Annotated in this window: 15 protein-coding genes and 1 tRNA gene; 15 read left to right on the top strand and 1 reads right to left on the bottom strand. The window is 68.2% G+C overall.

The window, feature by feature from the left end; genetic code table 11:
• The first annotated feature begins 104 nt into the window (after positions 1-104).
• Positions 105-176, top strand: a tRNA-Asn gene (locus HDA34_RS04065).
• Here the strand turns inward: HDA34_RS04065 and HDA34_RS12160 are convergent.
• A complete protein-coding gene (locus HDA34_RS12160) occupies positions 138-401 on the bottom strand; it encodes a helix-turn-helix domain-containing protein (protein WP_223246458.1) in 264 nt (87 codons plus the stop codon). The two genes, HDA34_RS04065 and HDA34_RS12160, sit on opposite strands and share 39 nt — an antisense overlap.
• Before the next feature lie 161 nt (positions 402-562).
• On the opposite strand from HDA34_RS12160, the gene HDA34_RS04055 reads away from it, so the two are divergent.
• The 14 genes from HDA34_RS04055 (at position 563) to HDA34_RS03990 (ending at position 13,712) form a co-directional block, all read left to right on the top strand.
• Positions 563-790 (top strand): helix-turn-helix domain-containing protein, encoded by a 228-nt coding sequence (locus tag HDA34_RS04055; RefSeq protein ID WP_060974140.1) that lies wholly within the window; start codon positions 563-565, stop codon positions 788-790.
• A gap of 368 nt (positions 791-1,158) precedes the next feature.
• Complete coding sequence (locus HDA34_RS11920) at positions 1,159-1,641, top strand: hypothetical protein (protein WP_238693316.1); 483 nt, start codon at positions 1,159-1,161, stop codon at positions 1,639-1,641.
• Entirely contained in the window at positions 1,638-2,771 is a 1,134-nt protein-coding gene (locus HDA34_RS04045; RefSeq protein WP_044659678.1) for a DUF2637 domain-containing protein, read from the top strand. Before HDA34_RS11920 ends, HDA34_RS04045 begins: the two co-directional genes overlap by 4 nt.
• On the top strand, positions 2,768-3,124 hold the full coding sequence (locus HDA34_RS04040) for a helix-turn-helix domain-containing protein (RefSeq protein ID WP_233437084.1): 357 nt from the start codon (positions 2,768-2,770) through the stop codon (positions 3,122-3,124). The genes HDA34_RS04045 and HDA34_RS04040 overlap by 4 nt, the downstream gene beginning before the upstream one ends.
• 11 nt (positions 3,125-3,135) lie before the next feature.
• The gene (locus HDA34_RS04035) at positions 3,136-4,479 is read left to right on the top strand and encodes an IS256-like element ISMlu11 family transposase (RefSeq protein ID WP_012750929.1); all 1,344 of its coding nucleotides are present in this window, start codon (positions 3,136-3,138) and stop codon (positions 4,477-4,479) included.
• A 42-nt stretch (positions 4,480-4,521) separates the two neighbouring features.
• On the top strand, positions 4,522-5,268 hold the full coding sequence (locus tag HDA34_RS04030; RefSeq protein ID WP_233437108.1) for a helix-turn-helix domain-containing protein: 747 nt from the start codon (positions 4,522-4,524) through the stop codon (positions 5,266-5,268).
• Positions 5,269-5,303: 35 nt separating this feature from the next.
• On the top strand, positions 5,304-6,113 hold the full coding sequence (locus HDA34_RS04025; protein WP_231119441.1) for an RNA polymerase sigma factor: 810 nt from the start codon (positions 5,304-5,306) through the stop codon (positions 6,111-6,113).
• Positions 6,110-6,406, top strand: a complete 297-nt coding sequence (locus HDA34_RS04020; protein WP_036340685.1) for a hypothetical protein — start codon at positions 6,110-6,112, stop codon at positions 6,404-6,406. Before HDA34_RS04025 ends, HDA34_RS04020 begins: the two co-directional genes overlap by 4 nt.
• An 86-nt stretch (positions 6,407-6,492) precedes the next feature.
• Positions 6,493-7,155: a hypothetical protein gene (locus HDA34_RS04015; RefSeq protein ID WP_060973426.1), complete on the top strand. Its 663-nt coding sequence runs from the start codon at positions 6,493-6,495 to the stop codon at positions 7,153-7,155.
• Between the two features lie 183 nt (positions 7,156-7,338).
• A complete protein-coding gene (locus HDA34_RS04010) occupies positions 7,339-7,644 on the top strand; it encodes a hypothetical protein (protein ID WP_060774791.1) in 306 nt (101 codons plus the stop codon).
• Between the two features lie 32 nt (positions 7,645-7,676).
• A complete protein-coding gene (locus tag HDA34_RS04005; protein ID WP_060973427.1) occupies positions 7,677-8,717 on the top strand; it encodes a hypothetical protein in 1,041 nt (346 codons plus the stop codon).
• Positions 8,717-10,306 carry an SCO6880 family protein gene (locus tag HDA34_RS04000; protein WP_060973428.1) on the top strand — a complete coding sequence of 530 codons (1,590 nt, stop codon included), beginning with the start codon at positions 8,717-8,719 and terminating at the stop codon, positions 10,304-10,306. Before HDA34_RS04005 ends, HDA34_RS04000 begins: the two co-directional genes overlap by 1 nt.
• The gene (locus HDA34_RS03995) at positions 10,306-11,808 is read left to right on the top strand and encodes a putative type IV secretion/conjugal transfer ATPase (RefSeq protein ID WP_049145144.1); all 1,503 of its coding nucleotides are present in this window, start codon (positions 10,306-10,308) and stop codon (positions 11,806-11,808) included. Before HDA34_RS04000 ends, HDA34_RS03995 begins: the two co-directional genes overlap by 1 nt.
• Complete coding sequence (locus HDA34_RS03990; protein WP_060973429.1) at positions 11,808-13,712, top strand: type IV secretory system conjugative DNA transfer family protein; 1,905 nt, start codon at positions 11,808-11,810, stop codon at positions 13,710-13,712. Before HDA34_RS03995 ends, HDA34_RS03990 begins: the two co-directional genes overlap by 1 nt.

Genomic DNA, 13,712 nt, shown 5'->3' with positions numbered 1-13,712 from the left:
GTGGGTAGGACGACGACGGCGCCCCGCGGCCGGGTGGCGCGCAGGCAGGGGCTCTGGTAGAGTTCCATCCGTTGTCCGAACGGCTCCGGCGGTTCGCGGCACATTCCCCCGTAGCTCAACGGCAGAGCATTCGACTGTTAATCGAAGGGTTGTTGGTTCGAATCCAACCGGGGGAGCGATCCTGAGGCCCCTGCACCGACCATGTCGGTGCGGGGGCTTCTTCGTGCCTGGAGGACGACCGGGCCGAACAGTTCAGCGAGCGTGATGTCGAGCCACCCCGCGATCGAGGCCAGTTCGGGGAACGTGAAGTCCTGCTGTCCGCTCATCCGCCGGCTGACCGCGCTGCGTGTCAGGCCCATGTGCCGGGCCATGTCGGACTGGTTGACCTGCCGGCGGCCCATCCAGGCGCGGATCTCCGCGAGGAGCGCGGTCTTGATTTCTGACTCATCCATGTGTCCAGCGTAGCGAAGGGCAGGCCAGTCGTCATGGGATACGAAAAAAAATTGCTACATAAGCAACATACGGCTTGACCAGTGTTGCGGGTAGCACAACACTGGTGGCCATGACGAGACAGAAGCAGTTAACTCTGCAAATCCGCTCCAGGTTGGCCCTGGCCGACAAAAGCATGGGGGACCTGGGCGAAGCCCTCGGTCTAAGCCGCGCATCGGTGTCAGCACGTATGAACGGGCACCGCGATTTCACCTTCACGGAACTCGAGACCGTCGCTGACTTTCTTGGGTTGTCGATGCGAGACCTCTTCGTGTTCGAGGCCGAGGAGGGGAAGCCGTGACGGCGACAGTGGTTGACCCTGACCACGGCGCGTCCATGACTGCTGCGGCAGCGCGTGACCTCACGGACCAGATTAAGACTGGCATGGAGTCGGTCTACCACCTCATCCGTTCGGCATATCGAGGACGGGCCTGGGCCGTTCTTGGCTACCGCAGCTGGGACGACTACGTGACCCGTGAGTTCGGAAACCTCCACCTCCGTCCGCCCTTGGAATATCGGCAGGACGTGGTCCTCTCACTTCGTGAGGCCGGCATGAGCGCACGCGCCATCGCAACCGCCACTCAGTTGTCTAAGAGCACCGTGCACCGGGAACTCGACGCGACGGCGGGTCGAGATGTCCCAAATGGGACACCTGGAAACGCTCGGCGGGTGACTGGCACGGACGGGAAGACCTATCAGCCGGTGCGCGAGCGAGCCGCGACGTCGTCCGAAGGGCCAGAGGCGGTGCTCGAGGGCCAGATGGGCCTGGACTCGGTGCTGGACATGCCGGCCGAGGACTTCGGGATCGAGCCGCTGAACTTGGTCCGGCACGACGAGGAACAGAAGGGCCGCGCGCGTCGTGTGCTGACTGCGTTCAACGGGTCGGGTGCGGCCGCGGTGCCAGCGCTGATCAAGGCGGCTACCCCGGTGGCCTCGCTGGTGTCTCCGGCGACGGGTAAGGCGCTGGTCGAAGACGAGGACTTGCACGGGGTCGTGTGGGACTCGGTGCGGTGCGTGCGGACGCTGGCGCACGTGATCCGGTCCGTGGGGCATGTCGAGGGCGAGTCCCAGGCGGAGATCCGGTCGACGCTGCGGGACGCGGTGGACGACCTGGATGAGGTGCTGAAGAAGATCGAGGAGGGCACGCGATGAGCGCGCAGCAGATGTGGGAGGCCCGAACGTCTGGGCCGAAAAGGGCGGAAGCCCCGGCCAGCGGGCAGGCTGTCGGGGCTTCCGAAAACGCTCAATCCGAGACGGTGCACATTCCAAAGAACACGCTGGTCGAGCACTCAAAGGATAGCACCGGGGCGCGGCCCACGGACAGTGGGATTCGGACGCTTCCGCGCCGGGTCAACCCGAACGATGGGCGGTTCATCCGGGCCGTGGTGGCCGGGACCGCTGTGGCCGGGCTGGTGGCGTTCTCCATTTCGTTCGCGGCGCTGTACGAGGTCGCGGCGTGGCTGGGGCTGCCGCCGTTCATGCATTGGGCAGTGCCGGTCTTCATAGACCTGGCGATCCTGGTCTACGCAGGCTCCGTACTGGTGCACGAGTCTCGAGGGGAGTCCGCGCGGGCGTCGTGGTGGGCGCTGGGGGCGTTCACGGGGCTGTCGATGATCGCCAACGGGGCGCATGCGTGGAGTGCTGAGAACGCGAGCGTGTGGCAGTCCGTGGTGGGTGCGCTCATCGCGGTGATGGTTCCGGTGGCGGTGTTCGTGGCCACGGATCAGCTGGCGCGGGTCGCGGTGGAGAACCCGGACTCGCGGCGGGCCGAGCGCGCATCGCAGGTGTCGGAGGAAGCAGAGCAGCTGAAGGCTCAGGCGGAGCTGGATCGTCAGCGCGCGGAGCTGGAGGCCGAACTCGCAGCGAGCCGCTGGCAGATCGAGGCCCAGCGGCGCGAGGCCGAGCGGGAGGCCGAGGTGGCCGAGGCTCGGCACCGGCAGGAGCTGGAACGGATGGAGCGTCAAGCCAAACTCGAGACCGAACGCGAGGCCCGCGAGGTTCCGCAGGCCGTGGTCGAGGAATCGCAGGTCGCCCAGGGGATCGAGGTCGTCGAGACCGTGGCGTCGTCAGAGCCGGTCGCCGCAGAGACGAAGACGGTGGAGAAGGCATCGGGTGCGGACATCACCGCATGGATCGTGGCCCGTGCGCAGGAGGGCCAGGTGCCCTCGGCGGCGGAGGTCGCAGAGAAGTTCGGGTGCTCAGAGCGCACCGGGCGCCGCCGCTTGGCCGATGCCCGTGAGGCGCACGCCGAGGCATTCGGGACCGAGGAGGAGCAGGCATGAGCATCGAAGCGATGAAGTGGGCGCAGAAAGTCGCGGAGACAGGCCAACTCAACACCGGCCAGGCGTTCGTGCTTTTGCTGCTGGGTGACCATGCGGACGAGGCGTGGTCGTGCCACCCGAGCCAGGAGTTGTTGGCCCGGCGGTCGGCCCAGACGGTGCGTTCGGTGGAGCGGCACATCGCCCGCCTGCGAGACCTGGGCCTGGTGGACACCGAGTCTCGCTACGGGGACGGGCGCGGGCGGATCGGCTTGAGGTACTACCTCCGCGAAGAGGCCCTGAACGACCTTGTCCAAGACGCCGAGACCCGGGGCGTGTCAGATGGTCTGTGTAAGCCGTACCGAGAGGAACGGTAAGAATCATGACCATGATCGACGAGAAGAACCCAGGCGAGCCCTCGGGCCAGGACCTGGTCGAGCAGCTGAAAGCCTCAGGGCAGCTTGATGCCCTGTTCGCGCAGATCGACGCGGGCGGCGTCGAGCTCACCGGTGACGGCGGGTTCGTGCCCGCGCTGGTCAAGGCCGCGCTCGAGCGGGGCCTGCAGGCCGAGCTGACCAGCCATCTGGGCTACGAGAAGGGCTCGAGCGAGGCGCCGAAGCACGCCAACTCCCGCAACGGGACCACCCCGAAGACCGTGGAGTCCGAGGTCGGGCCGATCGAGCTGGACGTCCCGCGAGACCGGGGCGGGTCGTTCACCCCGCGCCTGGTGCCCAAGGGCCAGCGGCGCCTCGGGGGCCTGGATGACATGATCATCAGCCTCTATGCCGGCGGAATGACGATCCGGGACATCCAGCACCACCTGGCCTCCACGATCGGCACGGACCTGTCGCACGAGACGATCTCCAACATCACCGACGCCGTGAGCGAAGAGGTCCTGGCGTGGCAGTCGCGGCCGCTGGAGGAGTTCTATCCGGTGATCTATCTCGACGCAATCCGGATCAAGATCCGAGAGAACAGCCAGGTCCTCAACCGTGCCGCCTACATCGCCGTCGGCGTGGACCTCGAGGGCATCAAGCACGTGCTGGGGATCTGGGTCCAGGACACCGAGGGCTCGGCGTTCTGGGCCCACGTCTGCGCCGATCTCGCCAACCGGGGCGTGCAGGACGTGCTGATCGTGTGCTGCGACGGGCTCAAGGGCCTGCCGGAGGCGATCGAGGCGACGTGGCCGGACTCGATGGTCCAGACCTGCGTGGTTCACCTGATCCGGGCCGCGATGCGGTTCGTGGCCTACCAGGACCGCAAGAAGGTCGCCGCCGCGCTGAAGCCGATCTACACTGCCCCCAACGAAGAGACCGCGAGGAAGGCGCTGGCCGAGTTCGAGGCCTCCGAGCTCGGCACGAAGTACCCGTCTGCAGCCGCGACCTGGGCGAACTCCTGGGAGCGGTTCATCCCGTTCCTGCAGTTCCCACCCATGCTCCGCAAGGTCATCTACACGACCAACAGCATCGAGTCGCTGAACTTCCAGCTACGGAAGGTGACCAAGAACCGCGGCCACTTCCCCTCGACCGAGGCGGCGGTGAAGCTGCTCTGGCTGGCGATCTGCAACATCGAAGACAAACGCGCCGCCGAACGCGCTCGGGACCGGGGCAAACCCGCCGGCCAGCGCAAAGCCCAGGGCCGGCTCGTCGAAGGCCAGGCCGTCACGAACTGGAAGCAGGCCCTCGCCCAGCTCGCCGCGGCCTACCCCGACCGGATCAACCCCTACCTGTGACCACCCCGCTTACACAGACAAGTTGACACGCCCGAGACCCGCATGAACACGCGACCCGACAATCTGTCGGGTAAATCTGAGACCCGCACGAAGACGCGACCCGACAATCTGTCGGGTAAATCTGAGACCCGCACGAAGACGCGACCCGACAATCTGTCGGGTAAATCTGAGACCCGCATGAACACGCGACCCGACAATCTGTCGGGTGAGTCGACTCACCCGACAATTTCGGCGGACTCACCCGACAATCACGACTTTGCCGACTATAAGGATCGCGCGCGGACTAACCCTCAAGAACCCTCATCTGTCCGTCCGTCAGTCCGTCAGTCCGGTGCAGTGCGCGCGGAGACGACGACGGACGACGGACGACGGACCGATCAGGTCATCGACGGTGGGGAAGGCGTGGGGCTGGTCCATCGGGGTGTGGTCCTGGCGGACTTGGTTCAGCGGGTGCCGGCGGCTGCGGACCTCGGAGACGGGCAGCTGCGGTCCATCGTGGACGTGGTCTTGGCGCGGGCCTCGGGGCCGGTGCGCAAGCCCACGGCCTTCGTGGCGCGGTCCTTGGCCTCGGAGTTCGAGGAATTGGTCGCTGTGACCCGGCCCCGGCCGGTCGCCGTGACTCAGGCTCCGGCTGCTTCGGGGCAGGTGCGTGAGCTGCGGACCGGTGAGCCGTGCCAGGACCCGGACGTGCACATCCCGGCGTACGGGCAGGCCGTGCTTGCAGACTGCCCGCACTGCCGGCTGGAGCGGCGGGCGATGCCACGGGCGTTGATGGAGGCGGTGGACTGATGACCGGGCAGGCGGACCGGGTGGCTCCGGCGGGGATGGTGCTGGTGACCGGTGACGAGCTGGCGGAAGCGGTGGCCTCGGTGCGAGGCACGGTGGTGGCCGTACTCGGACCCTCGGGCAACGGCGACGTCGTCGAGGACGTGCTCCAGAGCACGTGGGAGTCCGCGTGGCACTCCCGGGAGCGGTTCGATCCGGACCGGGGTTCCCTGCGGACCTGGGTCGGCACCATCGCCCGGAACCGAGCGGTGGATCATCTGCGGGCGGTCGGCCGGTCGCGGGCGGGCCAGGAGGCGCTGGAGGCTTCCGCGGTGGCGCGGGAGAAGACCGCGGTGTCGACGGTCATGGAGGACCCGGCCGAGGCTGTGGTTGAAGCGCTGGCTGCACACCGGGAAGTCGCGGAGGTGATGCGGGTGGTCGAGTCGGTCATGGAGTCCTCGGAGATGACGGCCCGTGCCCTGGCCGTGGTGCTGGCGTTCGGGGATGACGTCGTGGCGGCATCGGAGGCGATGGGCGTCTCGGTGACCGCACTGCGTCAGGCCCGGCGTGAGCTGGTGCGCTGTGCCCGGGTGGTCCGGGCGGCGCAGGAGGTGGCCCGTTCGGGGCAGGCGGTGACGATGCGTGTGCTGATCAGCTGCCTTCCCGACGACGGGGACGCGGGGGACTGGGCGCGGCAGGTCGCGTTGGCCTGCGCGCAGGCGGGGGGCCGGATGGAAGCGGTCACGGTCGAGGACGTCATGCAGGCCACCGGGTTCAGCCACTCCACGAGTCGGCAGTACCTGGCCGAGACACGGCACCTGCTGAGGGTGGCGACAACGGTGATCCGAAACGAGAGGGCAGAGAAGTGAGCGAGCAGACGGAGTTCGAGCAGAGCCATGACGTCCCGGAGGGTCAGGAGCCGCGCGTGGTCTACGTAGAGCGGGACCGGGGACTGGTCGCGTCCGTGCGGCGACTGCGCCAGCGCGCAGGCGAGGCCGGGCGGCGGTGGGTGGCGGAGTCCGTGGACGCGCCGCTGCCGACGTCGTGGCAGGAGCGGGTACCGGACGCGTGGGACTCGGCGCGGGGTCGGTGGGTGATCGCGGCCGTGGCGCTGGCGGTGCTCGTGGTGTGGGTGCTGGTGGTGCAGGCGATGGCGCGCTGACAGACCTTCGCGGTGGGGACCGCGAACCCAGGACGAGACACGGCAACGAAGCAAGAGCGGGCCAGACGAGCGGCGAGGAGTCGGACATGTTGAACGGAATCAACCCGGACGGGCTGTCGGGGTGGTCACAGATCAGTGGATGGGTGGTCGGGACGGCGCTGGTCGTGCTGATCCTGGCGGTGGGGGCTGGCGTGGCGCTGGCGGTGTGGGGCAGGGCCTTGTTCTCACCTGGCGGGATGCGCAAGGGGTGGACGATGGTCGCGTTGGCGGCGGTGGGGGCGACGGTGCTGGGCGCTGGCACGGCCGGCACGAGCTGGGGGGCTGGGCTGGGGACGAGCGAGCTGATGCCCGCCGGGGCCAGGCCGCAGTCGGTCGCGATCGAGAAGAACGCCCCGAAGCAGACCTGCAACCGGCAGGCGGTGCGGGACTTCGACAAGGAGGAGCCGTCGCCGGATCGGGCAGAGCGTGAGCGTGTGATCAGTGCGTTGCTCGGTGGACAGCCCGCGTTGGACGGGTACGAGTGGGGCAAGGAGGCTACGGGCACGGAATCCTCGTACACGGTCGTCACATCGGTGAAGTGGTACGCCACGGGCGAGGTGAACGGGTCGGGTGAGCCGGACTGCTCGGCACAGAACGAGGCCACGGCCGAGTGCTCGCCGGTCGAGGTGCACGTGGCGCGTCAGTCGCTGACCAACGGTGCTCAGACCGGGCGGACCCTGACGCTGACGCGGGGTCAGAACTGCTCTTGATCTGATCTGCGAGTTGCCCCCACCTGCTGCGGATGCAGCGGGTGGGGGCTTTCTCGTGTGCGGGCCAGGTGACATGCGTGGCGGTGGGGCGCGTCGTACATCTGGCAGCGGGCGGGAGTTGCCCGTTCGGCCCGGAAGGTATCCAGGCCGTCGTCACATCACATCCCTACGGGAGGACCTCTGATGAGCAATCTGATTCACGCGGCCACCACGGTGGCTGCCGGTGTCCCGGACATCGCACCGAGCTTCAACGGGCCGTGGATGCCCACCATCCAGAACATCACGGGCCTGGCGTTGGGCACCTTCCTGGTCATCCTGATCGTCGCCGTCGGCATCGGCGTGCTGGTCTGGATCTTCGGCAAGCTCTCCTCGAGCGGCCGCGCGCAGGACGTGGGTATCAGCTTCGTGGTCTGGGGCATCGTTGCTGCGGCCCTGATCGCCGGTGCTGCGAGCCTGATCGGCTGGGGCGCTGGCCTGCCGCTGTTCTGAGGTCCTGAGCGCACTCACGGAGGGAGAGAACGATGTGGGAGAAGGACTTCGAGGAGTTCATGCGGGGTTCGATCCTGGGGCTGGCGAAGGCCGCTTCCGGGCTGCTCGAGCAGGCTTTCTCCGTGGGTGCGCTGACCCCGGAGTGGTGGGTCACGGTCGTCGGCGGGCAGGTCACTACGACGGTGGCCGGTGGCGAGAGCACGGTGATCGACCACCCGGGGATGCTGAACATCATCGTGGTGGCGATGATCCCGCTGCTGATGATCTTCGTGGCCGTGCAGGTCGTGCTCTCGGCGGTGCGCGGGTCTACGGCCGGCATGGTGCGCGCGTTCCTGGCGGCGGTGTTCAGCATCCCGGCGACTTACGTGGTGGTCGGGCTGGTGTGGATGGCGATGGGGGCGACCCAGCAGCTGACCTTGTGGATCTTGCGGGTCGGTTCCGGTGGCACCGATGGCCAGGACGAGGCGGTGGCCGGCGTGCTGGGGCTGTTCGGTCTGACCTACGACGCCGCCAACGACAAGATCCTGCTGGATGAGAACTTCGCGCAGTGGGAGATGGCCAGCGAGAACTCGGAGAACGGGATGATCGTGGTCGCGGTGATCATCGCGCTGGTGATCTTCTTCGCCTGCTTCGTGCTGATGGCGATGATGATCTTCCGTCTGGTGCTGATTCTGATCTTGGCCTCGTTCGCGGCCCCGGCGATCTTCTCGTTGGCCCTGGAGCCGGCCAAGGCGCTGGCGGGGCGGTGGCTGTCGATGATGCTGGGGCTGATCATGGCCGGGCCACTCGCAGCCGCCGTTGTGCGGCTGGGCATGGCGATGGCGGCATTGTCCACGGATTGGGTGCAGACCGTGGCTGGCATGGTGCTGGTGTTCGTGGCCGCGGCCATGCCGATCTTCATGCTTGCAGTCACCGCGTGGCTGGCCGGCGGTGCTGGCCAGGCTGAGCAGGCGGGCGTGATGGCCGCGAGCCGGGCCGGGCGTGGAGCAATGAATTCGATGCGGGGCGTTTCGGCGCGGGCTGGCCGGATGCGCCAGCGTGCCGGGGCGATGGTGATGCGAGGAGGCCGCTGATGGCAACGATGATTCAGGAGTCGATGGACTCGGAGTACGACGACGTCCGATTCCCCCAGGAACGGACTCAGGGACTGATCCTGGGGCTGACCCTGGAGCAGGTGATCGTGGTTCTGGCCGGCGTGCTGATCGGCATGGCGTTCATCCTGCGTGGCGGGCCGGCCATGCTCGTGGGTATCGGGCTGATGGCCGTGATCGGCGCGTTCGGCGCGACCCGGTTCCGTGGCCGGTCCCTGCCTGGCTGGGTGTGGGTGGCGATGCAGTACCTGCGGCGCGGGGCAACGGATCAGCTCGAGTACCGCCAGGGGATGGCCCCGGCACACGTGCTGGAGCTGGTGGACGGCGAGCCGCAGGCCCCGGTGAGCGAGGCAGGGCCGCAGGCTCAGCGCGATGCGAAGGGGCGGATCAAGCCGGGTGAGCCGGCACGGTTCCGGCTGCCGGGTGTGGCCGGTGAGCTGATGGTCTACGCGATGCCCAACGGGGCCGGGTTCGTCTGGGACCCGCGCGCCCGGGAAGCGGTGGTCTGTGCGAAGGTCATGACGACGCGGGGCTTTGACCTGGAGTCCTTCGACGCTCAGGAGGAACGGTCCCTGTCGTGGGGATCGTCGCTGGCGGCGCTGTCGCGTCTGCCGGGTGTGGTGCGGATTCAGGCGTCGGATCAGACGACGCTCATCTCCGGTGCGGCCGTGGAGGACTTCTACGAGTCCAAGCAGGAGGGCGCGGGCCGGTCAGGGGCAAGCGTCGACCCGTTCCTGGACCAGGCGTTCCGTGAGCTGATGAAGGAGGCCCAGTCGATGCCGGTGCACGAGCAGTGGCTGACGCTGGTGGTCTCCCCGTCGAAGATCACCTCGCAGGTCAAGGCGCTCGGCGGGGGCACCCCGGCGCTCATGGAGCACATGCTCAAGCTGATGACGACGGTGGAGAGCACGCTGCCGCGCTCGGGGACCCAGGTGACCGCCTGGCACTCTCCGCGCACGCTGGCCGGTCTCTCGCGGTCGGCGTTCGACCCGGACGCCTCGGTGATGGTCTCGACCATGAAGGCGGACGGGAAGACGGCGGGTACCGCGCCCTCGAGCGCGGGACCGATGGCCGTGGAGGTCCATGCGGGCCACATGGTCACGGACGGGAACTACCACCGCACCTACAAGGTCTCCGAGCTGCCGCAGAACCTGGCCCGGCTGGGGTTCCTGGACGAGCTGGTGTTCGCCGGGGACTTCCGGCACACGGTCTCGGTGTTCCTGGCTCCGGTGGAGCGTGGGGCCGCGGTGCGGTCCGTGCAGCGGCGCAAGACGGACTGGCACACGAACTCGCGGCTGATGAGCAAGCTCGGGCGCATCGGGTCGTTGGAACATGACCAGTCCCTGGAGGACGTGGAGCGCGAGGAGGCCGAGCTGCGGCGTCGGCACACGGGCGTGGATGTCGTCGTGCTGGTCACGGTGACCGGGTCCTCGCGGTCCGAGCTGGAGTCCGCGGCTGCGGAGGTCGTGGCCTCCGGGATCACGGCCGGGTGCGAGCTGCGCCCGGTGTGGATGGAGCAGGACGCGGCGTTCGTGGCCGGTGCCCTGCCGTTCGGAAGGATGAAGCTCTGATGCGTGAAGAACCGAAGGTCGATCTGTTCCAGATCATCGAACCGGGCAAGGACGAAGCCCGAGAGGCCAAGCGTGCGGCCCGGGAGCTGGAGCGAGGCCAGCGGGCGCTGCGGAAGGCGATGGCTGCGCAGGCTAAGGAGGTGCGGTTCCCTCAGCCGCAGTGGGGCAAGGCCGGACCGCGCGGGGCACGGCAGCTGCGGGGGATGCGCACGCTGGCCCCGCGGCCGGTCCGCACGACGACGCATACGGCCTCGACGGCGTACCCGTTCGTGGCCGGCCCCGGTCTGGGTGCGCGCGGGCTGATGATCGGCAAGGACATGCACGGCGGCGGCGCGTTCTGCTTCGACCCGTGGGCACTCTATGAGGCCGGGATCATCTCGGGCATGTCGATGATGCTGTTCGGTCAGGTGGGCACCGGGAAGTCGTCACTGGCCAAGTCGCTGGCGGTGCGGCAGGTGCTGGCCGGGCGCAAGCTCTCGGTGGCCTCGGACAAGAAGGGCGAGTGGACCCGTGTGGTCAAGGGCCTGGGTGGATCGGTGATCCAGGTCGGCCCTGGCCTGGACACGCGCCTGAACCCGTTGGACCCGGGCACCCGGCCCTCGACGGACGTGCAGGGCGAGCTGATGACGGATCGGGCGTGGGCCTCGATGGTGCGGACTCGGCGCATGTCCATCTTGGTGGCCCTGGTGAAGATCCTCACCGACCGGGACATGACCTCGCCCGAGCACCATGTGCTCTCGGCGGGCCTGGACGCGGCTGTGGCGGTCGCGGACGCCGAGGGACGTCCGCCGATCATCCCGGACGTGATCCGGGCGCTGGACGCGGCCCGCACGGACCCGGACGCGATGAAGGCGCAGGCCGCGTCGGTGACGATGATGACGCTGGGCCGCGTGTCCTCCGGCGATCTGGCCGGCATGTTCGACGGGGAGACCACGGTGGTCCTGGACGATCAGGCGTGCGCGACGAGCATCGACACCTCCGCGTTGCTGGGTGCCTCCCCGGAGGCGGTGCGCGTGGTCAACGCGTGCGCGGGCGCGTGGACCGAAGCGATGGTCACCACGCGCGACGGCGGGCAGCGGATCGTGATCTACGAAGAGGGCTGGGACAACATCAGCTCCGAGGCCGACCTGCGGCGCATGGTCGAGCAGTGGAAGCTCAGCCGCGCCTACGGCATCTTCAACGTGCTTGTGCTGCACAAGATCGCTGACCTGGACATGGCTGGTGATCAGAGCTCGAAGATGGCCGCGATGGCCCGGTCCCTGCTGGCCGACGCGGACGTGAAGGTGATCTACCGGCAGGACCGGTCCGCGCTGAAGATCACGACGTCGGAGATGGAACTGTCCGACCGGGAGCGGTCCCTGGTGCGGTCCCTGCCCAAGGGCACGGGCCTGTGGCGTCTGGGGGATTCCTCGTTCGAGGTGCAGAACGTGCTCACGCGGGCCGAGCTGCCGCTGTTCGATACGGACGAGCGCATGGACAAGGCGAAGGAGGCGGTGGCCTGATGCGACGTGAACGTGGCAACAACTCGGTCCTGGAAGGGGACAGCCCGGCCGAGACGGCACTGATCTGGCTCATCGGTCCGGCCGTGCTGCTCTACGGGGCGTACCTGCTGGCCGGGTTCCTGGCCGGGCGTATCCACTGTGGGGCACCGACGAAGCCGGACTCGCTGTTCGCGCCGCTGGGCTTCCTCGTGGGCGAGCACGACCCGGCCACGTTCGGGGCCACCGCGCAGGGATGCACGGCGACCACCGGCGGGGTCATCGGCTGGCTGATCGGTCTGGGTGTGTTGGTGCTCGTGCTGATCGGCGTCGCGGTGACGGCGTGGAGCCGATACCAGCAGTCGGACAAGAAGTTCATCAAGGAGCTGCGCGAACGCGAGGGCCTGGCCCGGTCTACGGAGATCACCAAGACGGTGGGCCGCAAGTCGGTGCTGTCCCGGGTGAAGAAGGTCCGGCCCTCGATCAAGAAGCCGGCCATCACGGACGGGGCCATGCGCCTGGGCAAGGCCGAGGGCGTGGACGTGTTCGCGAGCTACGAGGAGTCGGTGGTGCTGATCGGCCCGCCGCGCTCGGGCAAGGGCGTGCACCTGCTGATCGGCGCGATTCTCGACGCACCCGGCCCGGTCATCACGACCAGCTCACGTGCGGACAACCTGGGGGCCACAGCCGAGCTGCGCAAGAAGAAGGGACCAGTGGCCCTGTTCGACCCGCAGGGACTGACCGGTCAGCCCTCCACGCTGAAGTGGTCCCCGATCACGGGCTGTGAAGAGCCGCGTGTGGCGAACCAGCGGGCGGCGTCGCTGATCGGTGCCTCCGGCCTGGGGTCCTCCAGCTCGAACGCGGAGTGGCAGGCCCCGGCCATCACGATCATGGAGTGCCTGCTGCACGCCGCGGCGCTGGGTGAGCGCACCGTGGATGACCTGATGCGGTGGGGCAACAACCCGGCCGAGGCCAAGGAGGCCGTGAAAATCCTCACCGAACATCCCAAGGCCGCGCTGAACTGGAACCTGGTGCTCAAGGGCATCATCGAGGGCGACCCGAAGCTGCTCCAGTCCAAGTGGTTCGGCGTCGAAGGTGCGGTCAAGGGGCTGTCGGTGCCCGAGGTCCGCGACGTGCTGCGACCCAACCGGTTCGAGGAGACCCTGGACATCGACAAGTTCCTCACCGAGTGCGGGACGCTCTACATCGTGGGCACCAAGACCGGCGGCTCGTCGGCGGGGCCGTTCCTGATCGCGATGATGGACGCCATCACCGAGCGGGCGCGCGAGCTGGCGGCGAAGTCGCCCGGGAACCGGCTCGACCCGCCGCTGTCGCTGGTGCTCGATGAGATTGCGAACATCTCCGGTGCCTGGCCGGGGCTGACCCAGCTCATGGCTGACGGCGGCGGCGTGGGCATCTCCCCGTTCGCGGTGTTCCAGTCGATGGCTCAGGCCCGCAACGAGTGGGGCGAGCAGCAGGCGCAGGCGTTGTTCGATGCGGCCACGGTGAAGGTCCAGCTCGGGGGTGCCTCGAACGTGTCCGACCTGGAGCAGTTCGCCAAGCTGGCCGGCCAGCGCAAGATCATGCGGACCTCGAAGTCTCGCGGCAAGGACCACACCTCGGTCTCCGAGCAGATCCACGACACCGACGTGGTCTCGGTCGCGGAGCTGCGTCGGCTGCCGTTCGGGTGGGGGGTCCTGCTGAACCGTAATGGGCGTCCGATCCTGATGCAGATGACCCGCTGGTGGGACCGCAAGGACGGCAAGCAGATCAAGGAGGCCGCGGGGCGGTACTCGAAGGCGCTGCTGGCTGAGCTGGAGTCCAAGGACCCGGCCCCGTCCACACCGACCGACGCGGACCGGGCCGAGGACTCCGTGGCGGCGTTGGACCCGGTGCCGGAGACGGCCCCGGCGATCCCGGTGCGGTGA

The organism is Micrococcus luteus, from assembly GCF_014138885.1.
Classification (GTDB): domain Bacteria; phylum Actinomycetota; class Actinomycetes; order Actinomycetales; family Micrococcaceae; genus Micrococcus; species Micrococcus luteus.
The sequence above is the reverse complement of the archived record's forward strand: the minus strand, read 5'-3'. Positions and strand labels throughout refer to the sequence as shown.